Raw genomic sequence first — 24,202 nt, forward strand, 5'->3', positions numbered from 1 at the left:
GGTGGCCATCTCGGTGCACGTGCCGGTGCGGATCCGGCTGGACGCCCGGTCGGTGACCGAGCGGCCGGAGGCCGTGACCGAGGCGCTCGCCGCGGCCATGGCCCGCGCGTTGGAACGCTCCCGCCGCGAGGTGGTCGCGCCCCGTGGCGGCTACCTGGAGGTACGCGCCGAAGCGCCGGAGTTCGGTTGGACCGGCGCGGGTGTGCAGGCGGTGTCCCCGGACGACCGGCGGGCGTTCGAGGCCCGGCTGCGCCGGCGCGTCGACGAGGTGGTCACCGCGGCGCGACTGGACCCGGGGCTGCCGCCCGGGGTGGCCGTGCCGTTGAGCGAGCCGGCGGAGGAGCTGTTCGACCCGCAGCGGATGCGTCACCTCCTCGCGGTCTACCGGGTGCCGTCCTACGACGACGGTGGGGACGCCGCCGAGGTGCCGGTGGACGGCGACGAGCCGCCCCGGGTGACCTACCAGTGGCTGCTGCGCCCGGCCTCCTACCTGGCAGGTCACTTCGCCGAGCTGGCCCGCGAGGCGGTACGCCAGCACGGTGGCCTCCCGTCCGGCACCCCGCAGGGGATCATCGCGCGGGTGAGCGGCTCCGACGGGCGGCCGGTCTGGGCGATCATGGTGACCACGACTCCACTGTCGGTCCTCACCTTCGAGCGGTTCGGCGAGACGGTGTTCCGGCCCACTCCGCAGCCGCACTTCGAGGTGGAGGAGCGGGTGCCCAGCCCGCAGCCGGGCACCGTGCAGCGGCGGCCGGTGGCCGACCGCAGCGCTCTGGTGGCGATGGTGGACGAGGAGTTGAGCGCCGACATCCGGCAACGGTTGCGCGCTGCCCAGCCGCGCGGCGAGACCACCAGCGTGGACGAGTACCAGGCGCAGATCGAACGGGCCGTCGACGCCGAGGTGACCCGGCGGGTCGACGCGATCCTCGCCTCGGTGGGCGGTGCGGTGCCGACCTGCCTCGTGGTGGTCAGCATCGGCGGGGTCTCGCTGCTGCTGGTGGGCACCGAGGAGACCGACAGCACGCTGCACTGGACCGGTACGGCGAACCTGTTGCCGATCAGCGTCGAGCACCGACCGGCCACCCCACCCGATCCGAACGCGCCGCCCGGGGGAAGCATCGGCGACGGCAGCGACGCGGGCGCGGGCAGTGGATCCGGCCCCGGCAGCGGACCCGGTGGTACGAGCAGCGGGCCGGGTGGCAGCGGGCCGGGTGGACTGGGCACCGGCACCGGACCCGGCGGGGGTGCCGGTGGCAGCGGGGACGGCACCGGCGGGGCACGTCGGGGCGGGTTCGTCTTCGACCCGAGCACCCCCAGCGCCCCACCCGGCACCGACGGTCGACGGTTCCCCGCCGTCACCGGCGCACACTCCGAGATGCCGGCCTGCGCCCCCTTCAACGGCGAACCGGAACTGGCCGCGCTCGGCCCGGACGGCGACGAACTGCGCCGACTGATGGACGACATCGCGTTCCGGCTCCAGATGGGCGAGCCCTGCCGGTATCCGGCGAACTTCTGCCTCCAGGCCGCCGCCATGCTGCGCGGTCGGGCCGCGGCGATCAGCCTGCTGGTCGGCTCGGCCGAGCGGGAGGCGTTCGCCCGACCCGTTCCGGAGGGCACCGGACGGCTCGGCCCGCTGGACTTCCGGCCGGTCGCCTCGCCCGCCGTGCAGTTCCTGCGCCACCTGGCCGGGGTGGTGCCCCGCCTGGACCGCCTCGCCCACCTCGTGATGGACCGCTACAGCCGGCCCGAGCACTTCGCCCGGATCCAGGGCGGCTGGATCGACACGTCCGCGTCCTGGAACCTGCACTTCGTCCAGCCGTTCAGCGCGGCCATGAAGGGCTCCGTCGGGCAGCTCTTCGTCGTCGGCAGCCAGGCGATGCTGGTGCAACTGCTGCTCAGCTCGCGGACCGGCATCGACGCGCGGATCACCAACTTCGACAGGTACGCCCCGATCTTCGAGCGGTTGATCGTCTCCCAGCTCACCGACTACGCCGAGTTGCAGGGGTTGCGGGAGCGGCTGCGCCGCCACGAGGCCGCCCGGTGGACGCAAGCGCACACCGACCTCGGCGGCGGCACCGTCGCCACGCTGAGCATGGCCAACCCGTCCACCGCCTGGTACGGAGCCGCCCGCGCCGTCTCCAGCGCCTTCCTCGCCACCGAGGCCGCGCTGAGCAGCCCCGGCGCGGCCGGTGAGATCGTCGAACGCGACGGCGCCACCCGGATCCGCGACTCGCACGCGGTGCTGTGGACCCTCGCCGAGATCGAACAGGCACTGGTCATCCAGCGCGGCGAGGCCGAGGGCGTCGACCCGCTGGTCAAGCAGATCACCGACCTGCCCGACGTGCTGGCCCGCTTCGCCGGCAACCGCGCGGCGATCCGCGACGAGCTGTGGCGGGTGCTGCAGGACATGCGGCGCAACAACACCGAGATGCTCGGCCGTGCCCGCACCGACGCCCGGTTCGCGTTCCGGTCCAGCCGGATCAGCGAACACATCCCGTCGGCGACGATCCCCGGCGGACGGTTCGCGCTGCAGGGCATCCACCTGGTCACCCACCAGCAGATCGGCGAGTTCTTCGGCGGCAACCTGTACTACGCCACCGGGGTCGACGACCTGTTCGGCACCGAACTGGGCCGGGAGGCGCTGAGCGCGTTCGCCACCATGGTGGGGATCATCGCGCTGTCCGTGCTCTGCCCACCGTTGGGCTTCGTGGTCGGGGTGGCCGTCGCCGCCGTCGACGTGGCGCACGCCCACCAGCGCGAGCGCCTGTACGGCTCCATGCTCGACCCGGAGGTGGTGCTCACCCGCACCGAGGTCGAGGTCGAGCTGTTCGCCGCGTACCTCGGGCTGGCGATGTCGTTGATCCCGGAGGTCGGCACCATCGGCGGCGCGGCCGTGCGCGGCGGCCGGGTCGCCCTGCGCTTCGGCGTCCGCGCCGGGCTGCGCGCCGCCCGGGGGTACGTGGTGCGCCGCGTCACCCGGCAGATCGTCGAGGCCGCGTCCCGCGACCTGCTCCAGAGCTTCCTCACCGAGATCCTCCTCAACGAGGTGCTGGAACGGGTCGTGCAGAAGCTGATGGAGCCGATCCTCGCGTACGTGGAACGCGAGGCGATGCTCAGCGGCGCGGTCGGCGGCCCGGAGGGCGCCCGGTTCATCCTCATGGTGCTCGACTCCCCGCCCGCTGGTGCCGCCGCCGGGCCGCGCGTACCGGTGGTGCGGCCGTGACCGGGCCGCGCCGGTTCCGCGCCGGCCGGTTCCTCGACGCCGCCGCCGTGCACGCCGCCGCCGACGCGAACCCCCGGCTGCGCCGCTTCATGCGCACCGTCGCGGAGCACAGCGAGGCCGGTGAGGTGCGCTCGCGGCGGCTGCTGGAACACCTCATCCGCCGCATCGTGGACGACGTCGGTGACCTGCACCTGGGCAACGCGCTCAACCGGTTGGAACGCATCGCCGTGCTGCGCGACAACATCGCCGCGATCCTCGACCACGTGCTGGAGGGCGGCACCCTGCCCGAGGGAGTGCGGGTGGCCACCCTCGGCGAGTACTTCGACCAGCTCAGCACCGAGATGCGCGAGCTGAGCCGACCCCGTGACGGCATCGTCGGCGACGCGCCGCTGCGGTTGGCCGACGACTCCGCCGCGTACGCCGACTCGCTGTTGCGGGAGTTCGACGCCGGCGGCGGCGCGGCCGGCCGGCACGTCGAGCCCGCCGCGATGGTCGGCGACGCGTTCCGGGCCATGCCGGCGGACCGGCAGGCCGCGCTGCGCCGCGCCGCCGAGCTGGAACCGGCCGCGCTGTGGCGCACGGTGGCCGCCGAGAGCGAGAGCGCCAAGCGGGCCGCCGTCGCGGACCTGGAGACCCGCCTGGGCGGACGGTTGACCCCCGACGAGCTGGCGCGGCTGCGAACCGCCGTCGACGACCTCGGTCGGGCCCGCTCCCGCGCCCTGCAGGTGAACGACGCCCGGCTCGCCGAGGCCCTCGCCCGGATCGGGGACGCGGACCTGCGGGCGGTGGTGGCCGGCGGCGACGTCTGGCTCACCCAGCAACTCGCCCTGCACAACCCGGAGGCCCTGACCACCCTGTGGCGGCGTTTCCGCGACCGGGGTGGCCGCGCCGACGACGGCCCCGGCTTCCGCGCCTACCTGCGCCACGACATGGTCACCTACGGCCGGGGTGTCCTCGGCGAGTACAGCGCCGCGTTCTCACTGAGCAGCATCGAGCTGTTCCTCAAGGGCCCGGACGCCAACGTCAAGGTCGCCGGCACCGACCTGGTCGGCATCGGGCACGACGGGTGGGTGTGGCTGATCGACGACAAGTCGCACCGGGCCACCAGCGTCACCGGGGTCAGCGCGCTCACCGACAACCTCGTCGCCAACCTGCGCCGAGACGCCGCCGACTTCCGCGACGCCGTCACCCGACTGCAACGCGACGACCCCGGGTTCACCCCCGACCCGCGGATCCTCGACGCGATCTCCCGGATGGAGGACGCCGCCGCCGAGATCGACCGGATCAACCGGCGCGGCTCCGCGTCCACCCGACCCGCGCGGATCAGCGCCGCGCTGGCGGAGCGTCGGCTGCGGCTTCGCGTCACCAGCGCCGCCGGTGAGGTACGCGAGATCACCCAGGCCCTGCGCGACCTCGGCCTGGCCGTCGAACCCACCGGTACGCCGGTGCCACTGCCACCCGTCGGAGGGCGCTGAGCATGGCCATCACCAGCAGCTTCATGCGGTACGGAACGGTGCCGTCGGCGATCATCAGCGACGGGGTGCTGCCGATCCCCCTGTGGGCGGTCACCGCCATCTCCCTGGCGCAGACGTACCACCTGCCGCCGATCGGCTCCACCGCGCACAAGGCCATCGTGGCCACCCACGACGACACCATCACGCTGACCGGCGTGCTCGTCGGCGCGGAACGCTACGCCTGGAAGTTCGCCCTGGAGACGATGGCCGAGGCGAGCAAACGCGGAACCGCCCTCGCCGCGTACTCCGGGGGGAAGTTCGGCGGGCTGATCCTGGTCACCTCGATGACCATCCGCACCGACATGCAGGTGCAGTCGTTGACCTTCAACGCCTCCGCCGCGCGCCGCGACGTCCTGGACACCACCATCACCCTCGTCCACGTGCCCCGTCCCAGCCTGCTCGGCAAGCTGCTCGACGTGGCCAGCATCGGAGTCGGCGCGCTCGCCGACGGGTTGGGCAACTGATGCCACCGTTCCCGATCGACCGCTACCTGCTGCCGGAGACACCAGTCGAGGTGCCCGACGGGTTCACCGAGGTACGGCAGAACCTCACCGCCGGCCTCCCGCACCGCGTCGAGCTGGGCGCCGGTGTGCACGCGGTGCTGATCCTGCCCACCGGGCTGGCCCGGCAATGGCTGGCCACCGACCCGCTCGCCGTGGTGAGCAGCTCCGCCGACGACCTGGCCCCCCGGCCCGCGCCGCCGACCGCACCCCCGCCCCCGGCGCTGGTCGGCCGGGTGCCGCTGCGCCTCGTCGTCCGCCAGGGCACCCGGATCCTCGGCTCGGTGCCGCTCGCCGCCGGTCTGCGCCGGGTCTGCCCGGACGCCGGCGCACCCGCCGACCCCACCGGGTCCGCCCCGGTCGCCGTCGAGGTGCTGGTGCTCGCCTGGCTGCTGCACGCCGGGACGGTACGCGGCTCCGGCGACTACGGCTCGTCCATGGCGCTGGCCTGGCGACGGGCCGACCGCGCGGTGGACCAGTTCGGGCCGCCGCCGATCAACGAGTTCGTCTGGCGTCGCCGCCCACCCGCGCAGCGCGTCGAGTCCGAGCTGGGCCCGGCCCGCCTGCGCTACCGCTACCTGCTCGACAAGAAGCTGCGGAGGGTGCTGCGATGACGCTCACGCCGTTCCAGACCGGTCAGGTCCGTCAGGGCGCGGTCGGCAACGACGCCGGCTGGACCATCACCTTCCACCGGGAGACCCCGACCGGGCTCAGCCCCGACGTGGCGCTCACCCTGACCAGCGCCGACTACTACGCGGCCATCGACGCCGCCCTGCCCGACGGGCTGGGCCCGGGCGCGTACACGGTCACCGTGCAGGGGCTCATCGACGAACACTTCGCCGCGCTGCGCACCGCCGAGGGGCAACCGCCGCTGGTGGCGAAGCTGCACCTGTACTGGCGCGACGCCAACACCTCGGTCGGCGCGTTCTTCACCAACCTGGTCGGCGTCAACGCCGGCCCCACCCCGGCCGAGTTGACCCAGGCGCTGGTCGCCGTACTGCGGGTGACGAAGGTCCGCCGACTCACCGGCGAACGGACCTACGACACCGAGTTGACCCTCGTCGAGCAGGCGTACGCCCGGCTCGGTCAGCGGGTCGCGGAACGCTTCGAGGCCGCCACCTTCAGCGCCGCGGTCTCGGCCATCGCCCGGCGCACCGGAGTGGACATCACCACCTGGGGTGCCGACCCGGACGGCACGATGACCTCCGGCGCCACCGAGGCGGCCGGGGACGAACGGGCCGCCTTCGGCGCCGGGCTGCTCTACCGGGCCGCGCTGGAGCGGATCGGCGGCGCGGTGCAGCAGTCGCTCAACGCGTACGGGCGGGGAATGCTGTTGATCCGCGACGGCACCGTGCACGTCGGCAAGCGGCCGATCCCGTACCCGGAGGGCGAACCGAAGCCGCTCACCCTCGCCACCGGCCTGCTGGCCTGCACCGAGAACGGCAGCCAGGACACCGACCCGTACGCGGCCACCGAATCCGGCGGCACCGCCGCGCCGCGCCGTAAGGCGTGGACGCTGACCCTCAAGGGCCGCCCGGACCTGAAGCCCGGCGACCTGGTGCGCTTCGACCCGCCCGCCACCGACGAGGCCACCACGCTGGGCAGCGTCGGCGCGGCCCTGCTCGGGTCGTTCGCCGCGCCGTTCGCCCCGTCGACCGGGGAGCTGGGCGCGGGGGCGAAACTGCTCTACCTCAGCGCCGCCCGGCACACAGTGTCGCGGACCGCCGGGTTCGTCACCGTGGTGCAGGGCGTCGAGGTGGCCTCCGGCGCGCAGGCGTGGGACAGCTGGAGTGACGCCTCCGGCGTGGCCGCCGCCGAGCCCGCCGGACCGGCGTCGTCGCCCGGTGCGGCCGCCGCCGAGGCGGTACGCCGCGCCGCCCGGGCGGCCCGGGGCGAGACCCGCGGCCTGGAGATCGGCGAGGTACGCGCGGCGGCCACCAACGCCAGCGGGGCGGTCGAACCACCGGCGCAGACCGAGACGGTGTGGGAGGGCCTCGTTCGCCCGGACGGCCGCCCCAACGCCGCCCGCCGCCTGCCGGTCCGCCGGGAACAGCCCGCCCCGCTGCCCGGGGTGACCTACCTGACCCCGTTCGCGTGGGGTGGTTGCGGGCTCATCCTGCCCCGCTACCCGGGCACCCGGGTGGCGCTGGCCTACCGCAACGGCGCGCCGGACGACCCGGTGGAGGTGGGCGCGCTCTGGCCCACCGGGCACGCCCCGGTGTCCCAGCCGGGGGACTGGTGGTTGTCGCTGCCGGTCGGGGTGGCCACCGACAGTCGCTCGTCGATCGGCGACACGGTGGTGCCCGCCGACCACGACGGCAAGGTGGCGCACGACCTCACCGACGGCGACGGCAACCGGGTCATCGAGCTGGGCGAGCTGACCGTACGGGTGGGCCGAGCCCAGTTGAGGGGTCGCGGCCAGCGCCCGGCCCGGGCCGACGAGGCCGACAGCATCACCATCGAACACGCCGCCGGCGGGTCGTCGATCGTCATGAAGCAGGACGGCTCGATCACCATCACCGCCACTCAGATCGACCTGGACGCGGGCGACGGCCCGGTGAACATCAGCGGCGGCACCGTCAACATCGCCGCCGACGACGTCGACGTCCAGGTCGCCAACGCGATGAACGTCCACTGAGGGAGACCGACATGGCCTTCGTGCTCACCACGTCGAGCGACGTGCACTGCCCCAGCCAGGGGAAGGTCTCCCCGGCCGGGCAGGGCAAGGTGACAGTCAACCGCGTCCCGGTGGTCCGGTTGGACGGCATCACCGGCAAGTCGGTGGCCGGCTGCACCATCGCCACCAGCAACTCCACCAAGCAGTGCAGCACCGTGGTCTCGGCGACCGGAGCCGCCGGCAAGCTCACCGTGGGCGGGGTCGGGGTGGCACTGGGCTCGCTCAGCGGCGCCACCGACGGCAGCACCTCCGGCCTGGCCGCCACCGCCGGGCAGAGCAAGCTGAAGGCGGTCTGAGATGGACCGGACCGAACGGGAACGGCAGGCCGCCCAGCGCCGCTACCTCGGCTGGGGCCTCGCCTTCGAACCCACCATGCCCGGTGTGGACCTGGCCCGCGACGTCGTCTTCGACGACGGGCCCAACGGCCGGGTGCTGGCGTTGGTCGCCGGCACCGACAACGTGGCCCAGAGCCTCGCGGTGGCGCTGACCACGCTGCGCGGCTCCAACGTCTTCGACGCCACCTTCGGCTTCGACGGTCTCAACGCCCTCGCCGAGCACATCGAGCCGAACCTGATCCGCGAACAGGTACGCATCGGCATCATCACCCTGCTCGACCGGGACCCGCGCGTCCGCAAGATCGTCGACGTGAACCTCGACGACGGTCGCCTCGGCGCGGGCCGTGCCGACGACGCGGCGGCGGCCGCGCTGCGCGCGTCGCGCACCCTCCAGGTCCAGGTCCAGTTCGAAACCATCACCGACGACCGGCTCTCGGTGCATCTCGGGGAGCTGCCCAATGTCTGATCCGACAGTCCCGGCCGAGCTGGCCGACGTGCTGGCCGTCGACGCCGCCGCGCTGCGGTCCACCGGCTCGACCGGCTTCGGCATCGTCGAGAGCGGCTTCGTACCGAAGTCCTTCGCCCGACTGCTCGCCGAGAAGCTGGCCACCGCCCGGCTGCTTCTCGGCGACGACATCGACCTCACCAGCGGCGCGGTGCTGCGCAAGGTCCTCGAACTGGCCGCGCTGGAGGACGCCCGTCTCTGGGCGGCGCTCGGCGCCGTCTACGACAACTCGTACGTGGTGTCCGCGACCGCCGACGCGCTGACCCGCCTCGGCGAGGAACTCGGCATCCCCCGCCCGTACCTGCCGGCGCGGGGCACGGTGAAGCTGAAACTGAAGGCCGCACTGCCCACCGGCCGCACGCAGCTCACCCTGCCCCGGGGCGCCCGACTGTCCACCCCCGGCGGGCACCACGTGGCCCTGGACGAGACGGTGGTGCTCTCCACCGCCGTGGCCGAACGGGTGCCGGCCGTCGCCGCCTTCTACCCGGGCCCCGCGCACAACCTCGACCCCGCACAACCCAACCAGAAGATCGACAGGTGGAACCGGGCCGACACCCTGCTGGCCGACCTGGACGACGCCGAACAGGCCGCCGGGTCGGAGCTGGTGGAGATCACCCACACCGTCGCGCTCACCGGGGGCGAACAGCAGGTTCCCGACGCCCGCTACCGGCAACTGCTGCTGGCCGCGCCCCGCTCCATCTGGACCGCCGAGGCGATCGGCCTCGCCGTGGCCACCGTGCCCGGCGTACGTCAGGTGCAGGTCTTCGACGGCCGGGGCGGGTTGGACCTCAACCAGTCCATCTTCGGCAACTTCAATTTCATCGAGCGGGTCTTCAGCACCGAACGCGACCTGGGCAACCCGTACTACGTCACGGTCCTCGTCGCGCCGACCGCCGCCGCCATCTGGGACGGCCCGGACGGTCTGCACGCCGCCGTCGAGTCGGTCATCGAGGATCTGCGCCCGGTGGGCATCTTCGCCTCGGTGGACCGCGCCGACGAGGTGGGCATCGGCGTCGAGGCCGACCTGGTGATCCGGGGCCTGCCACTGCCCACCGGCTCGAAGGAGACGGTGAACGCGTCCACCGCCGCCGCCGAGCTGCGGGCCCGACTGCACGCCCGACTGCGCCGCTACGTCGACGAGTTGCCCTTCGGCGAGCCGGTCCGCGCCGCCGAGGTGATCTGGACGCTGATGAACGAGCCGGGCGTCGCCGACGTGCGCGACCTGCGGCTGGTCCGCTTCCCGGCCGACTCGGCGGTGGTGGTGACCGGCACCGCGCCCACCGGCGACGGCGTGCAGCGACTGCCGGTCGGCGACAACGCGGTACTCGCCGCGAACCAGGTGCCCGTCTACGTCGACCGGGACGACCCCCGGCCGTTCCGGATCGTCTGAGCGGGGGCCCGATGACCGACATCCGGGTACCGGTGGACGGCGCCGACCCGTCCGTCGAACGTAACCTCGTCGACCAGCTGGAAGGCCCCTACCCCGGAACGGTCCGGCGGGTGGTGGTGCCCCTCACCGGCACCGGCGCCGCGGTGCTGGACTGGACCAGCCGGCATCCGCTGCTCACCGTCGTGCTGCGCCGCGACCTGGCCGAGGAGACCGTGCGGGTGACCGTCACCGTCGACCCGGGCGGCGCGGGGGAGCGGGCGCTACCGCCGGTGGTCTTCGCGCCGTGGTCGGCGGCCGGGGCGTCGGTGCCCGCGTACGTCCCGGACACCACCGACGAGCCCCTCGTGGCCTCGTTCGCCGTCGCCGTCACGGCCGAGCGCGCCGTCGACGGCGCCGCCGCCACGGCGGTCACCGGTGCCGCGCTCACCGGGCTGATCGAGCTGGCCGTGCTGGAGGGCAACCTGGGTCGACTGCTCTACCTGGTGTCGTACGAGAAAAACCGGCTGCGCCGCGCGGCCCGGGAGGTGCACGCCTACCGCACCCTGGCGCACGCCCGCCGCGACGCGCTGGACCGGATCGGCGCGGACGTCGGGGTGGCCCGCTTCGTCGACGAACTGGTGCACGAGCCCACCAACGGCGAGGTGTACGCCCGCCGCCTGGCCCCACCGGCCCGCGAGCCGGACGCCGCGTACGCCCACCGGCTCGGGCTCTACCGACGGTTCCTGCTGCCCACACCGGGTGCGGTACGCACGCTGCTCAACGGCCCCGGCGCGGACACCGACCCGAACACCGGGCTCTTCGCCGACCTGCCCGGCGGCGCACGGTTCACCCTGCGCGAGGACGACGACCGGTTCGCGGTGGCGATCCGGCTGGTCGCCGCCGGTGATCCCCAGCACCGCACGAACTTCCTCGCCCACCTGCGCCGGGACCGTCTCGTGCTGCCCGCGAACACCCCGCCGAACAACACGGTGCACGCCGGCCGGGCGTTGCCCGCCAACCGGCTGACCGAGATCACCGCGCTGCGGGCCAGCCTGCGCCAGTCGTACACCTTCGACAGCACGCACGGCATCGCGCCGCCGCTGGCCGCCGCGCTGGACCGGGCGGGGCGGGTCTGTCGGGCGCTCGGCTCGTCGATCGTGTGGCAGGTGACCCGGGCCCAGGACGACGCCGGTGGCAGCCGCTACGAGTTGGGTCTCGGCGTGGACGTGAGCTGGCCGACCCCCGCGCAGGCGACCGACCTGCGCAACCGGGTGCTGGACACCGGGCGCGCGGTCACCGCCGACCGGACCGCCGAGGCACTGATCGCCGCCGCCCGCGCCGCCGGTGTGCCCACCGTGGCGGCCGACGGCGAGGTGGCGTGGCTGTGGCGGGTCTGCGGGCTGCCGACCACGCACCGGATCAGCACCACCCGGATGTACCTGTCGCACCTGCCCACCCGAGGGCTGGCGGTGACCGCGCCGCTGAGCGCGGCGGTCGGCGCGGACACGAACGTCGAGGCGCAGTTCCACGCGCCCGGCGACCCGGGCGGTAACGCGTTGCTGCTGGCCGGGCTGGCCGCGGCCGGGACGGCCTGGACCAGCGCCGGTGAGACGGCGTGGAACCCGCTGACCGACGCGGTGGCGCGAACCCGGTGGGCGGCCGTGCCGACCCGACCGGCCGGTCAACCGGTCGACGCGGTCCTGGCCGCCGCCGGTCTGCCGGCGGTACGGGACCCGGCGCCGGTGGTGGCCGCACTGAACCGCCTCCCCGACGAGCTGGTGGAGACCATCGAACTGCCGGCCGCGTTGGCCGCCGCGTTGATCGCGGGCCAGCCGGCCGCCGGTGACCGGCTCGCCCGGTTGGTCGGGTTGCTGCGCGACCAGCACCTCGCCGCCGCGCTGCCCCTCGTCGAGACGGGCAACCGGATCCTGCTGGTGTGCAGCGTGATCGGCCTGCCGCAGGCCGGGCTGAACCTGGCCGAGCGCCGGGCCACCGGGTTCCGCTGGTACACGGTGGGGCTCGGCGGCGGCACCGCGGAGATCAAGGCGGTCGGCGCGCGGACCGTGCTGCGGCCCACCCACACCGGGCTGGTCGCCGTGGTGGCGCTGTCCTACGTGCGGACCGGCCGGACCGACCCGTACGAGTTCCGGGTGGAGCTGCCCGACGGGGTGACGGTGAACCTGGAGCAGTACGAGCGGCTGATGAACGCGCTGTCGCGGGTCTGTCCGCTCGGCGTGGAGGTCAACACGTTCGGCATCCGTCGCGACCACGTCGACCTCGACGACGACGGCACCGCTGAGCCGCTGCGCCCGGCGGTGGCCCGCACCTTCCGCACCTTCCAGCAACGCCGGCACCGCGGCGTGTACGACCAGCTCTGAGAGGGACACCACCATGGCGAGTGAGATCAACTACGACGGGGTGACCGTCACCGAGCTGTACGAGGCGTTCACCAAGCACGGCATTCCGGCGTCCGACGCCAGCGTGCTGGTCTCGTCCTGGATCTACGAGAACGTGGGCACCGCGAAGCGGGTGTTCAGTTACGCCGAGTCGTTCCCGGCGGTGGAGCCGGGCTGCGCGCCGCCACCGTTCGCGCGTACCTTCGCGCACACCGACTGGGTCGACGGCGAGGACGTGGTGCAGGCCGGGCAGACCCCCGGCGAGCAGGGCTTCAACGAGCGGTTCCACCGCATCGAGCACGATCTGGACCACCTCGGCGCCGACCTGGCGAAGGCGTTCTCCTGTATGGCGGCCATGCGGGTCAGCCTGCGCCGGCTGCTCGACGAGATCCGCGCGGAGATCAACCGGCTGCACTCGACGGTGCACGAGAACAAGATCGTGCCCGGTCCGTACACCTTCGAGCAGATCCCCAACTACATCGGCGCGCTCGACTTCGGCAAGTACATGGGCACCACGATGTTCATGGACAAGAAGGTCAGCATCTGGCAGACCAAGGCCGGCACGATCGTGCTGCCCGCCGTGGAGACCCTCGGGGTGGACGTGGTGGTCGGACCGAAGGTCCGTGGTGCCGCCCAACTCGCCCGGTACGCCGCCGAGCACGGCGACGTCCGGCAGCGCTTCCCGCGCGAGGTGAAGCTGGTGGAGTTCATCCGGTTCTTCGGCGAGGACGAGGTGGCCGACGGCCGGACCATCCGCGACGTGCTCAAGGTGCTGCCCGCCGACACCAGCTACCCCAGCCTGGACGCGATGTTCGCGGAGGTGAGCGAGCGGGAGGCCGTCATCGTCCGCACGACGGTCGGCGCCCAGTCGGCGGTCTCCGCCGCGCTCGGCGTCGAAGCCGAGCTGGAGAACATCGCCGACGCCGACATCGCCATGCTCGCCGGGGTGCCGACCAAGGCCCGCGCCGCGCTGGCCCGCGCCGGGATCAGCACCCTCGGGAAGCTGGCCGACGCGCCCGCCGAGCAGGTGCTCGGCATCATGAAGGAGGCCGGGGTACGCGCCGACGTCGGCGATGCCGCCGAGTGGACCGGCTACGCCCAGACGCTGAGCAAGCTGCGCTGAACGGCTGGCACCGACTCCGGCGAACGGTTGATCCACGCCGCTCGCCGGGTCGGTGTGACGACACTGCGCTGGTGTGACCATCGTCCACACCCGACCGTGGAACTCCCACGGGGCGATCGGGTGCGAAGGGCGCATGCATGGCTGTTCACGAGGTGACGCGGGACCATCGCACCGGGACACCCGAGACCGACACGGGGGTGCCTCCCCGGTACGCGTTACGGCTGCTCGGCGGGTTCGGGTTGGAACGCGACGGCCGGGCGGTGCCGGTGCCGCAGGGCGCCCGTCGACTGCTGGCCTACCTCGGCGTCCGTCAGCGCTGTGCCCGGTCCGAGGCCGCCGGCACGCTCTGGCCCGGCTCGCACGAGGAGCGTGCCCGCGCCAACCTGCGCACCATGCTCTGGCGGCTGCACCGGGTGACCCCCGAACCGCTGGTGCGGGAGGACGACCGGCTGGCCCTGGCCCCCGGGGTCACCAGCGACGTGGCCGCCCTGGGCGCGGCGGCCACCGCCCTCCTGGCCGGTGGATCACCGGCGGTCGGTGTCGGCCCGGGCGTGCCCGCGCTGGCGATCGGCGAGTTGCTGCCCGGCTGGTACGACGACTGGGTCCTGACCGAGCGGGAACGCCTGCGCCAAACCCGGCTGTACGCGCTGGAGGCCCTCGCCGAGCGGCTCACCACGCAGGGCCGGTTCAGCGAGGCGGTGCAGGTGGCGCTGACCGCCGTGCACCTGGAGCCGCTGCGGGAGAGCGCCACCCGGGCGTTGATCGCCGTGCACCTGGCCGAGCGCAACATCAACGAGGCGGTACGGCGGTTCGAGCTGTTCCGCGCCGACCTGGGCCGGGAGTTGGGCGTCGCCCCGACACCCTGGCTGGAGCAGCTGGTCCGCGCCGGTGCGACCGGTGCGACAGTGCCGTCTCCGTAGCCGGCGCCTTCCCGGCCCCGCACTTTCGCCCGCCCTCTCTCGGCCGTCCACAGCCGCGTCCCCCGGACACCTCCCTTCCGTCCTTTGCTCTGCACCCGCGGAGGCGACAGTCACCGTCTGTAGCCGGTGCGCCCATGGGTGCAGAGCAAAGGACGCGCACGAGGTGAGGTGAGCGAGGCGCGGTGGGTGGGGGGCGCGGTGCGGTCAGTCAGTGTGTCGCCGGTGGGATGCTCTGCTCGTACTGGAAGACGTTGTGGGGGTCGTACTTCGCCTTGATCCGGCGCAGCCGGTCGACGTTGCGTCCCCAGTAGGCGGTCTCCCACTCGGCCATCCCGACGTTGGGCACGTTGACGTAGGCCCCGTCCACGTAGGGCCGCAGTGCCTGGCTGAACTCGGCGATCCACGCCTGGGCGATCGGGGTGAGGGCGTCGCCGCTGTCGGGCTCGCCGCGGGTGCCCCAACCCGCTCCCGGCTCGGAGTAGAAGAGCGCGTCGCGGTGCGGGAAGGCCGCACCACCGAACGGCTCGTGTCGCTGCGCCCCGGTGCCGAATGCCTGGGTGAAGAAGTTGCTGTCGTCGGTGGGTGCCTTCCGCATGAAGTCGCGGATCACGCTGATCGCCTTCTCCGGGAACGGCTCCCTGGTGAACTGGGAGAAGAACTTCCAGTTCGCGGGTTCGTCCTCGGTGGGGATCTGGAACCCGGCGTAGGTGTCGCCCCAGCCGCCGATCTGCACGGTGACGGTGGGATCGCCGATGGACAGGATCGGCGCCAACAGCTTCCTGGCCTCGGCCTCCGACCCTTCCGCGAGCACCCCGAACAGCAGGATCTCGTTTCGGTGGATCTCCAGTTGGGTGCCGAGGCGAGGGTCGCTGAACGGCGCGGTGCGCTGCCACGTGTCGAAGACCCCGTGCAGGTCGTCGAGGCCCGGCCAGGTCGCCTGGAGGTAGGCGACGCTCGTGAGTGGGGCGACCTTGTAGGTCAGTGCGGTGACGATCCCGAAGTTGCCGTTTCCCGCGCCGCGAAGCGCCCAGAGCAGGTCCGAGTGGTTCCACGGGTCCACCTCGAGCACCTTCGCGCCGTCCGCGCCCGCCGCTACGACGATCTCCGCCCCGATCAGGTTGTCGCAGGCCATCCCGAGGTAGCGGGTGAGGAACCCGAAGCCGCCACCGAGGGTCGCGCCGGACAGGCCGACCGTCCCCTCCGTGCCGGTGGTGGCGGCCAGGTCGTGCTCCCCGAGCGCGGTCACCGCCTCCAACTGGTTCAGCCCCGCGCCGACCTTCGCGATGCGACCGGCGGGATCGATGTGGCTGGCCTTCAGTTCGCTGACGTCGATCACGATGCCGTTGTCGACGTTCGACCAGCCCTCGAGGCTGTGGCGTCCACTGCGCACCCGCAGCGCGACGTTGTGCTGCCGCGCCCAGGTGAGGGCGTTGACCACGTCCCGGGTCTCCTGGGCGAAGACGATGACCAGCGGGTAGTGCACGAACAACTCGTCCCAGCCGAGGCTCGCGTCCGCGTAGTTCGGGCTCTGCGGACGGACGACGCGGCCGGTCAGCTCGGCCGGCGGGAATCTGTCACCGGAGGACGGGCCGTCGGCCGCGGTCGCGGAACTGCCGGCGATCACGCTCGGAAGAGCGAACGCGCCGGCACCGGCGGCCGTCGCCCTGAGCAGATCGCGACGGGACAGGTCGCGCATGGTCCGAGTCCTCTCGATCGGGGTACGCCAGGAATCGGGAACGAGAGGGCGAATGCCTCATCTGGCGCAGACCAACCGTAAGGTCGAGGACGTGAACGCAGACCCGAGAACTTGTCGCAGAACCCGGTCGGGTGACGCGGCGAGTGTCAGTTCGGGGCCGGCTGGTCCAGGATGGCGCTGAAGCGCTCCTCGGCGAGGTCGAGCTGGCCGAAGATGTGCCGCTTCACCGCGGGCGACAGCGGTGTGTCCGGTCGGCCGATCAGGTCCCGGAAGAGCGGCACCAGCGGCCGGTACTTGCGAGCCGAGGACACCACCTTCGGCCCGACCGTGTGGATCACCCCCACACCGTTGTCGGTGAAGTCCGACACCTTGATCACGCGGGCCCAGGGCTCCCGGTCCAGGCTGACCGCCAGGTGCTCCCGGTACTGCGCGTTGCGGTCGCGCTCGGGGTCGTACACCGGGTTGGTGACGGCGGCGACCAGGGTGGCCACCCGCGGCCCGAACCGTGCGGCGAGCGCGCTCAACGCGGCAGCGGTCGGGTCGGCCCCCGGGTCACCGCCGGCCAACTCGGACGGGTGGTCCTCGACCGCGTCGTGCAGCAGACCGGCGACGATCACATCCACGTCGCGCACCTGGTAGTGGTGCATCAACCGGATCGCCACCCGCAACAGGTGGTTGAGGTAAGGCTCACGGACGCGTCGGTCGTGGCGGTGCAGGTCGGCGGCGAGATCGAGCGCGGCGGTCAACCGCGCCCGGGCGGCGTCGTCGAACTGCTGAACCTCCAACCGGAAGCGCTCCAGCAGGCCCGGTTCGCCGTGGATCTCGGTGATCGCGTGCATCGGCATGCTGCCCAGGTGCGGCGGGAAATCCATGCGTCACTTATAACCGATCTTCCCCACATCGATGAGCCCGTACGTCGCCGACCCGACCATGAGTTCCGCCCGGACCCGGGGGTCCGGCTATCTGGTCAGTTCGGCGCGGTACGCGGCGACCGCCCAGGGCACCGCCAGCTCGCTCGGGAGCGCCCCCCGCTCGGCCGCCCGCCGCAGCACGTCGACGACGCCGCGCAGGTGACGGACCCGTTCCCCGCCCTCGCCGACGGTGGTCACCAGGTCACCGTCGAGCAGCCGGGGCTCCGGGGCGGCCCGCAACGCGTCCAGCAGCGCGGTGAACGGCGCGGTACGGGCCAGCGGCGCGATCAGCGGCACCCCGGCCGGGTCGGCCCGGTGCGCGAGCAGGTTCTCCAGCAGTCCCGACCGCCCCGGCACCCGACGGGTCACCACGTCGCCGGGCAGCCGCAGCCGGTCCGTCGGATACTCCAGGACCGCCTGCCCGGCCGTGCCGGTCACCACGACCTCGCCCGCCACGAACTCCTCGGCGGCCAGGGTCACCGCCACCAGCATCGGCGGGCCGGCGCGGAACCGGACCCGCAGCACGGCGGTGTCCTCCACCTCGATCGGGCGGACCCGGTAACGCTCCACCTCGATCGCCACCGGCCAGGGCGTCGCGCCGCCGAGCGCCTCGGCGATGGCCAGACACTGCATCACCGCGTGCGCTAGCGGATTGGCCAACGCGCCGTCCAGCACCGGCCGGCCGTCCAGGCTCCGCCGGCCGGCCCACGGGGAGCGGGCGTAGTAGGCGTCCGGCCGTTGCCACGCGGCCACCGTGGAGATGCGGGTGACGGTGCCCAGTCGACCCGCGGCCAGCGCGTCGGTCAGCGCGGTCAGGGCCGCCGAACCGAGCGCCTGGAAGCCGACCTGGGCCACCCGTCCGGCGGCGGCGAGGGCCCAGGTCAGCTCCTCGTGCTCGGCCAGCGACAGCACCGGGGGTTTCTCCACCAGCAGGTCCGCGCCGGTGGCCAGCGCGTCGCGGGCGATCGCCAGGTGGGTGTGCGGCGGCGTGCAGATCACCACCACGTCCGGCCGGGTGGCGGCGAGCATCGCCCGGTGGTCGGTGAACACCTGGACGCCGGGAGGCACCGGCGCCGCCGGGTCGTCCTCCACCGGCCGGACGTCGACCAGGGCGACCAGTCGCAACCGGCCGTCGGCGTGCAGCGGCGCGATCGTCCGCCGATGCCACCGGCCGTGCCCGTTCGCCCCGATCACCGCCACCCGGGGCGGCGGCGTCGCCCCGTTCACCGCCCACCGGCCCGTGTCGGTCCGCTCATCGGGCACCGGCCACTGTCGCCTCTACGCCGTGCCGCTCGAGCGCGGTCAGCCAGGCGACCACGTCGGCGCGGACCTCGTCGTCCTCGGCGACCTCCACCGGGATGACCTCACGCAGCGCGAAGAGCGCGTCGACGGCGCCCGCCGGGCTCTGCCGGCCGGCGTCGAGCGCGGCGCGGATCGGCCCGGCGAGGGGGTCCTGGAACGGCAACGGCTGGCCGTCGTCGGCGTACCCGAGCGCGAAGCGCAACCAGGAGGCCACGACCAGCGCGCCCCAGCGCGCGGACCGTCCGGCCGCGCGCAGGTCGACGATGGTGTGCAGGACGCGCTGGGGCAGTTTCTGCGAGCCGTCCATCGCCACCTGGAGGGTGCGGTGGCGGATCGCCGGGTTCGCGAACCGGGCGAGGACCTGTTCGCCGTAGTCGACCACCCGGACCCCGTCCGGTGGGGTGAAGCTGGCGGCGACGTCCTCGGCGATCAGCCGGCGCAGCACGTCGCCCAGGTGCGGGATCTCCAGTGCCTCGGCTACGGTCTCCCGACCGGCGAGCGCGCCGAGGTACGCGGTGGCCGAGTGGACGCCGTTGAGCGCGCGCAGCTTCAACCGTTCCCACGGGCCGGCGTCGTCGGTGAGCACCGCCCCGGCGTGCTCCCAGCCCGGCCGACCGCCGGGGAAGTCGTCCTCGATCACCCACTGCGCGTACGGTTCGGCGGCGACCGCCGCCAAGTCGGTCACGCCGAGCGCCCGGCGTACCGCCTCGATCGTCTCCGGGGTGCTGGCCGGGACGATCCGGTCCACCATCGTGCCCGGGCAGGAGACGTTGGCGGCCACCCACTCGACCAGCCCGGCGGGCACCCCGGCGGCCCGTCCGACGGTCTGGTCGAGCATGCCCCGCAGCCGCCGGCCGTTGGCGGGGAGGTTGTCGCAGCTGACCACTGCCACCGGTCCGGCGTCCGCGGCGGCCCGGGCGGCGAGCCCGCGCAGCAGCAGCCCCGGCACGGTGGTCGGCGGACGGCCCCCGGCCAGGTCCGCGGCGAGCGCCGAGTCCGGGGACAGGCGGCCGGTCACCGGGTCGAGTTGGTACGCCTTCTCGGTGACGGTCAGCGTCACCACCCGTACGGCCGGGTCGGCGAGCAGCGCCACCACGGCGTCCGGGTCGCCGGCCGCGTGCCGGACACCGCTCAGCGCGCCCACCACCCGGGTGGCACTGCCGGTCGCGGAGAGGGCGCTGACGGAGAACAGGTTGTCCTGGGCGGCGAGCGCCTCGACGACCGCGGTGCTGCGCGGCGCGACGGCCACGATGCCCCAGTCGCCGCCGGCCGCGCCGATCGCCGCCTCGGTGAAGACCGCCTGGTGGGCGCGGTGGAACGCGCCCAATCCCAGGTGTACGACGCCGGTCGGCACCGTACCGGGCCGGATCAGGGGGCGGGCCTCGACGGGGAGGTGGCGCACCATGCCCAGGCCGAGCCGGGAGGCGCCGACGGTCACCGCCACGCCGGACCGTCCGGGAAGCGGAACTCGGCGATCGACGCCGGTTTCATGGTGGCGCTGTATCCGGGCCGTTCGGGCAGGAGGTAACGGCCACCGCGGGTACGCACCGGGTCGACGAAGTGCTCGTGCAGGTGGTCGACGTACTCGATCATCCGACCGTCGAGCGCGGTGCCCACCCGCAGATAGTCGAAGATCGCCAGGTGTTGGACGTACTCGCAGAGGCCGACCCCACCGGCGTGCGGGCAGACCGGCACCCCGAACTTCGCCGCCAGCAGCAGCTCGGCCAGGACCTCGTCGACGCCGCCGACCCGGCAGGCGTCGACCTGCATCACGCCGATCGCCTCGGCCTGCAACAACTGCTTGAAGATCACGCGGTTGGCGGCCACCTCGCCGGTGGCGACCCGGCACCGGCCGCCGGTCAGCTCGCTCACCGCGCGGGCGATCCGGGCGTGGCCGAGGATGTCGTCGGCGTGCGTCGGCTCCTCGATCCAGTACGGGTCGACCTCCGCGAGGGTGGTCATCGCGGTGATCGCCTCGTCGACGTCCCAGACCTGGTTGGCGTCCATCATCAGCAACGCGCCGGGGCCGATCTCCTCCCGGATGATCCGGGCCCGCCGCAGATCGTCGGTGAGCGGGCCGCCGACCTTCATCTTCATCGCCCGCCAACCGTCGTCGTACGCCTGCCGGGTCAGCGCCCGCACCTTCTCGTCCGGGTAGCCGAGCCAGCCGACCGAGGTGGTGTACGACGGGAAACCGTCGCGTTCCAGCGTGGCCAGTCGGTCGGTCAGCCCGTCGCGTCCCTTGTCGAGGATCGCCGCCGCGTCGTCCGGGCTGAGCGCGTCGCTGATGTGCTTGAAGTCGACGCTGGCGACGAGGTCGTCGGTGGGCAGGTCGGCGAGGTACCGCCACATCGGCTTGCCGGCGAGTGTCGCCCGCAGGTCCCACACCGCGTTGACCAGCGCACCGGTCGCCATGTGGATGACGCCCTTCTCCGGGCCCAGCCACCGCAACTGCACGTCGGCGCTGAGCGAGCGCCAGAACGCCACCGGCTCGGCGATGATCTCCTCGACCGTGCGCCCCCGTACATGGTGGGCCAGCGCGCGGACCGCCGCGCAGGTGATCTCGTTGCCCCGACCGTTGGTGAAGGTGAACCCCGCGCCGGTCGCCCCGACGTCGGTGCCCAACTCCACGTACGTCGCCGAGTAGTCCCCGCGGTTGATCGCGTCGGAGCCGTCTCCTCGCGCGGCGGTCGGGAACCGCACGTCGTGCACCTCGACGGAGGTGATGGTGACCGTCATCGCTGATGTCCTCCGAAGTTGAAGACCCGCTTGGGCAGCCGGTACGCCAGGTCGACGATGGTCTCGGCGGCCTCGTCCATCGGCAGCCGGTGCTCGGCGACCAGCCGGGCCAGGAAACCGGCGTCGACCCGGCGGGCCACGTCGTGGCGTACCGGGATGGAGCAGAACGCCCGGGTGTCGTCGACGAACCCGGCGGTGTTGTAGAAGCCGGCGCTCTCGGTGACCGTCTCCCGGAACCGGCGCAGCACCTCCGGTGAGTCCAGGAACCACCAGGGCGCGCCGAGCAGCAGGGCGGCGTACCCGCCGGCGAGGGGCGCCAGCTCGCGGGTGAAGGTGTCCTCGTCCAGGGTGTAGAGCACGACCCGCAGTCGACTGTCGTTGCCGTAGCGCTCCAGTAGCGGGGCGAGCGCGTGCACGTACTCGGTGGCCTGCGGGACGTCGCCGCCGACGTCGCGGCCGTGCCGGGCGTGCAGCCAGCGGTTGTGGTTGCGCACCGCGCCGGGGTGCAGCTGCATGACCAGGCCGTCGTCGAGCGACATCCGGGCGAACTCCACGAGCATGTGCGCGCGGAACGCCTCCGCGTCGGCGGCGTCGGCCTGGCCGCGTCGGCCCCGGTCGTACAGCCGCCCGGCCTCCTGCGGCGTCAGGTCCAGGGTGCGGGCGGTGGGGTGGCCGTGGTCGGAGGACGTCGCGCCGGCGGCGATGAACGCGGCGCGCCGGGCCCGCAGCGCGGCCAGATAACCGGTGTACGTGCCGGTGTCCTCGCCGGCCCGTTCGCCGAGCCGGTCCACGTTCGTGGACCAGCCCTCGAACTCCATGTCGACCACGTCGTCCGGACGGAAGGTGGTGACCACCCGCCCGCCCGGCCCGCCCCAGCCGTCGGCGGCGAGCTTGGCGTGCTGCCCGAGGTCGTCGAGCGGCGACTCGGTGGTGGCGAGGACCTCGATGCCGAACCGCTCGAACAGCGCCCGGGGCCGGAAGTCCGGCTCGGCGAGGCGGGCCGAGATCGCGTCGTAGAGGGCGTCGGCGGTGGCCGGGCCGAGCGGGGTGTGCACATCGAACACGGTGCGGAAGGTCTGCTCCAGCCAGAGCCGGGACGGGGTGCCCCGGAACAGGTGCCAGTGCGCGGCGAACCGTCGCCAGATCACCCGTCCGTCGGTCTCCACCGGGCTGCCGTCCCGGGTGGGCACACCGAGGTCCGCCGGGGGTACGCCCTGACTGAGCAGCATCCGGGTCAGGTAGTGGTCGGGCACGATGAGCAACTGCGCCGGGTCTCCGAAGGGCCGGTCCTCGGCCAGCAGGGCCGGGTCGACGTGCCCGTGCGGCGAGATGATGGGTTGCTCCGCCGCGAGGGCGTACAGCTCCCGGGCCAGCGTGCGCTGGCCCGGTTCGGGCGGCAGGAGCAGGTCGGTGTGGTCGAACGTCGGCACGGGGATGGGCTCCTCGTCTCCTGGTCAGCGGGGGGTGAGCAGGTCGGCGACCCGGACCGGTTCGCCGGTCTCGAAGGACCGGTTGGCCGCCAGGCCGGTGAGCAGGGCCGACGCGCCGTCGTCGGCGGTCGCGGCGCGGTCCAGCGGGTCGGGTCGACCTCCGAGGAGCACGGCTGTCATCCGGGCGTCCGCGCCGCCGTGGCCGTGCCGGCTGCGACCCTCGACGGGGATCTGCCGGGGCGGTTGCCAGAACGGGCGCAGCGTGAGCGTCGCGCCACCACCCTCGGCCGGAGCCTCGGTGCCGTGCAGGGCGGCGCCCTTGACCGCGCCGGCGGTGCCCCGGTCGACGAAGTCGTTCTCGGTGACCTCCAGTTCGAGGCGGCCCCGGCTGCCGTTGACCATCACCCGGTAACCCTCCCAGGGCGCGTACGCGGTGAGGTGGTAGGTCATCGTGGCGCCGGTGGAGTAGCGGGCGAGCACCGCCATGTCGTCCTCGATGCTCACCCCGCCGGCGAAGACGTTGCGGTCGCGTTGGTAGCCGTCCTCGGCCTCGGCGTCGAGGTACAACTCGCGCAGCCGGGGGTGCGCGTCGAGACGCAGCGCGAACGGGTCGTCGGCGGCGGCGGGGGAGCCGTACGCCCGGTCGTAGTCGCGGGCGTAGCCGTGCCGGCGGCCGTGCTCGCCGTAGAAGAAGAGCCGACCGGCCGCGTACACCTCGACGGGGGTGGCGGCCAGCCACCAGTTGACCAGGTCGAAGTGGTGGCTGGCCTTGTGCACCATCAGCCCGCCGGAGCTGGCCTTGTCGCGGTGCCAGCGGCGGAAGTAGTCGGCGCCGTGGCGGACGTCGAGCAGCCACTCGAAGTGCACCGAGCCGATCTCGCCGACCGCGCCCTCGGCGAGCAGCCGGCGGACCTGTTCGTGCAGCGGGTTGTAGCGGTAGTTGAACGCGACCGTCACCCGACCACCGGTCTCGGCCACCGTGTCCAGGATGCGCCGGCAGCGCGGCACGTCCACCGTCATCGGTTTCTCGGTGACGACCTGCCGGCCGGCGCGCAACGCGGCCACCACGTACTCGTCGTGGGTCACGTCGACGCTGGTGACCAGGACGACGTCGACGTGTTCGGCGTCCAGCATGGCCGCGAAGTCACCGGCCGGGTAGGTGGGCACCGGCGGGTGACCCAGCTCGGTCAGCCAGCGGTTGTGCGCGTCCATCCGGGCCTGGTTGACGTCGGCGAAGGCGACCAGCGCGGTGGTGTCGGCGTGGTCGAGCACCAGGGCGCGGACGAACATCTCGGCTCGCGCGCCGGTGCCCACGACGGCGTACCGGACCCGGCCGTCGGCTCTCGGTGACATGCGGTCGCCTCTCCGATCATGCTGCAAAGGTTTGCAATGAAGTAATCACGATCGATGCAATCACGTCAATGGCGACGATGCCAGCGGCGATGAATGTCCGTGTTTGTGAGGTGTTGGTTCACCAGGAGGAGTTCCGGTGCAACAAAGCTGTAGCCATTGACCGTTGACACTGGCGCAACCGTTTGCATTAATGGGCCACACCCGCGTGA

At 73.1% G+C, this 24,202-nt stretch carries 18 protein-coding genes; 11 read left to right on the forward strand and 7 right to left on the reverse strand.

Features of this window, described 5'->3' with window-relative positions; translation table 11 throughout:
* The first annotated feature begins 1 nt into the window (after position 1).
* The 11 genes from O7617_RS27765 (at position 2) to O7617_RS27815 (ending at position 14,562) form a co-directional block, all read left to right on the forward strand.
* The gene (locus tag O7617_RS27765; RefSeq protein WP_282259166.1) at positions 2-3,223 is read left to right on the forward strand and encodes a hypothetical protein; all 3,222 of its coding nucleotides are present in this window, start codon (positions 2-4) and stop codon (positions 3,221-3,223) included.
* Positions 3,220-4,698 (forward strand): hypothetical protein, encoded by a 1,479-nt coding sequence (locus O7617_RS27770; RefSeq protein ID WP_282259167.1) that lies wholly within the window; start codon positions 3,220-3,222, stop codon positions 4,696-4,698. Before O7617_RS27765 ends, O7617_RS27770 begins: the two co-directional genes overlap by 4 nt.
* 2 nt (positions 4,699-4,700) lie before the next feature.
* Positions 4,701-5,201, forward strand: coding sequence for a hypothetical protein (locus O7617_RS27775; RefSeq protein WP_053659787.1), 501 nt, complete (start codon positions 4,701-4,703; stop codon positions 5,199-5,201).
* The gene (locus O7617_RS27780; protein ID WP_282259168.1) at positions 5,201-5,851 is read left to right on the forward strand and encodes a hypothetical protein; all 651 of its coding nucleotides are present in this window, start codon (positions 5,201-5,203) and stop codon (positions 5,849-5,851) included. Before O7617_RS27775 ends, O7617_RS27780 begins: the two co-directional genes overlap by 1 nt.
* Positions 5,848-7,875 (forward strand): hypothetical protein, encoded by a 2,028-nt coding sequence (locus tag O7617_RS27785; protein WP_282259169.1) that lies wholly within the window; start codon positions 5,848-5,850, stop codon positions 7,873-7,875. Before O7617_RS27780 ends, O7617_RS27785 begins: the two co-directional genes overlap by 4 nt.
* Positions 7,876-7,886: 11 nt before the next feature.
* A complete protein-coding gene (locus O7617_RS27790) occupies positions 7,887-8,210 on the forward strand; it encodes a hypothetical protein (RefSeq protein WP_282259170.1) in 324 nt (107 codons plus the stop codon).
* A gap of 1 nt (position 8,211) precedes the next feature.
* Positions 8,212-8,715, forward strand: coding sequence for a hypothetical protein (locus O7617_RS27795; RefSeq protein ID WP_282259171.1), 504 nt, complete (start codon positions 8,212-8,214; stop codon positions 8,713-8,715).
* Positions 8,708-10,144, forward strand: coding sequence for a baseplate J/gp47 family protein (locus O7617_RS27800; protein ID WP_282259172.1), 1,437 nt, complete (start codon positions 8,708-8,710; stop codon positions 10,142-10,144). Before O7617_RS27795 ends, O7617_RS27800 begins: the two co-directional genes overlap by 8 nt.
* An 11-nt stretch (positions 10,145-10,155) precedes the next feature.
* Positions 10,156-12,501 carry a hypothetical protein gene (locus tag O7617_RS27805; RefSeq protein ID WP_282259173.1) on the forward strand — a complete coding sequence of 782 codons (2,346 nt, stop codon included), beginning with the start codon at positions 10,156-10,158 and terminating at the stop codon, positions 12,499-12,501.
* 13 nt (positions 12,502-12,514) lie between these two features.
* Positions 12,515-13,642: a hypothetical protein gene (locus O7617_RS27810; protein ID WP_282259174.1), complete on the forward strand. Its 1,128-nt coding sequence runs from the start codon at positions 12,515-12,517 to the stop codon at positions 13,640-13,642.
* A 137-nt stretch (positions 13,643-13,779) separates the two neighbouring features.
* Positions 13,780-14,562 (forward strand): BTAD domain-containing putative transcriptional regulator, encoded by a 783-nt coding sequence (locus O7617_RS27815; RefSeq protein ID WP_282259175.1) that lies wholly within the window; start codon positions 13,780-13,782, stop codon positions 14,560-14,562.
* Positions 14,563-14,770: 208 nt separating this feature from the next.
* On the opposite strand, the gene O7617_RS27820 is transcribed toward O7617_RS27815, so the two are convergent.
* The 7 genes from O7617_RS27820 to O7617_RS27850 all read right to left on the reverse strand — a co-directional run bounded on the left by O7617_RS27820 (position 14,771) and on the right by O7617_RS27850 (position 23,993).
* The gene (locus O7617_RS27820; protein ID WP_282259176.1) at positions 14,771-16,258 is read right to left on the reverse strand and encodes an FAD-binding oxidoreductase; all 1,488 of its coding nucleotides are present in this window, start codon (positions 16,256-16,258) and stop codon (positions 14,771-14,773) included.
* A 146-nt stretch (positions 16,259-16,404) separates the two neighbouring features.
* A complete protein-coding gene (locus tag O7617_RS27825) occupies positions 16,405-17,130 on the reverse strand; it encodes an HD domain-containing protein (RefSeq protein WP_282259178.1) in 726 nt (241 codons plus the stop codon).
* An 87-nt stretch (positions 17,131-17,217) separates the two neighbouring features.
* Entirely contained in the window at positions 17,218-18,432 is a 1,215-nt protein-coding gene (locus tag O7617_RS27830; protein ID WP_282259179.1) for a Gfo/Idh/MocA family oxidoreductase, read from the reverse strand.
* The gene (locus O7617_RS27835) at positions 18,422-19,915 is read right to left on the reverse strand and encodes a mannitol dehydrogenase family protein (protein ID WP_282259181.1); all 1,494 of its coding nucleotides are present in this window, start codon (positions 19,913-19,915) and stop codon (positions 18,422-18,424) included. The genes O7617_RS27830 and O7617_RS27835 overlap by 11 nt, the downstream gene beginning before the upstream one ends.
* Positions 19,906-21,210, reverse strand: coding sequence for an enolase C-terminal domain-like protein (locus tag O7617_RS27840; RefSeq protein WP_282259182.1), 1,305 nt, complete (start codon positions 21,208-21,210; stop codon positions 19,906-19,908). Before O7617_RS27840 ends, O7617_RS27835 begins: the two co-directional genes overlap by 10 nt.
* Positions 21,207-22,640, reverse strand: coding sequence for a glucuronate isomerase (uxaC, locus tag O7617_RS27845; RefSeq protein ID WP_282259184.1), 1,434 nt, complete (start codon positions 22,638-22,640; stop codon positions 21,207-21,209). Before uxaC ends, O7617_RS27840 begins: the two co-directional genes overlap by 4 nt.
* A 24-nt stretch (positions 22,641-22,664) precedes the next feature.
* Positions 22,665-23,993 (reverse strand): Gfo/Idh/MocA family oxidoreductase, encoded by a 1,329-nt coding sequence (locus tag O7617_RS27850; protein ID WP_282259185.1) that lies wholly within the window; start codon positions 23,991-23,993, stop codon positions 22,665-22,667.
* Positions 23,994-24,202: the final 209 nt, after the last annotated feature.

The organism is Micromonospora sp. WMMD1155 (assembly GCF_029581275.1).
Classification (GTDB): Bacteria; Actinomycetota; Actinomycetes; order Mycobacteriales; family Micromonosporaceae; genus Micromonospora.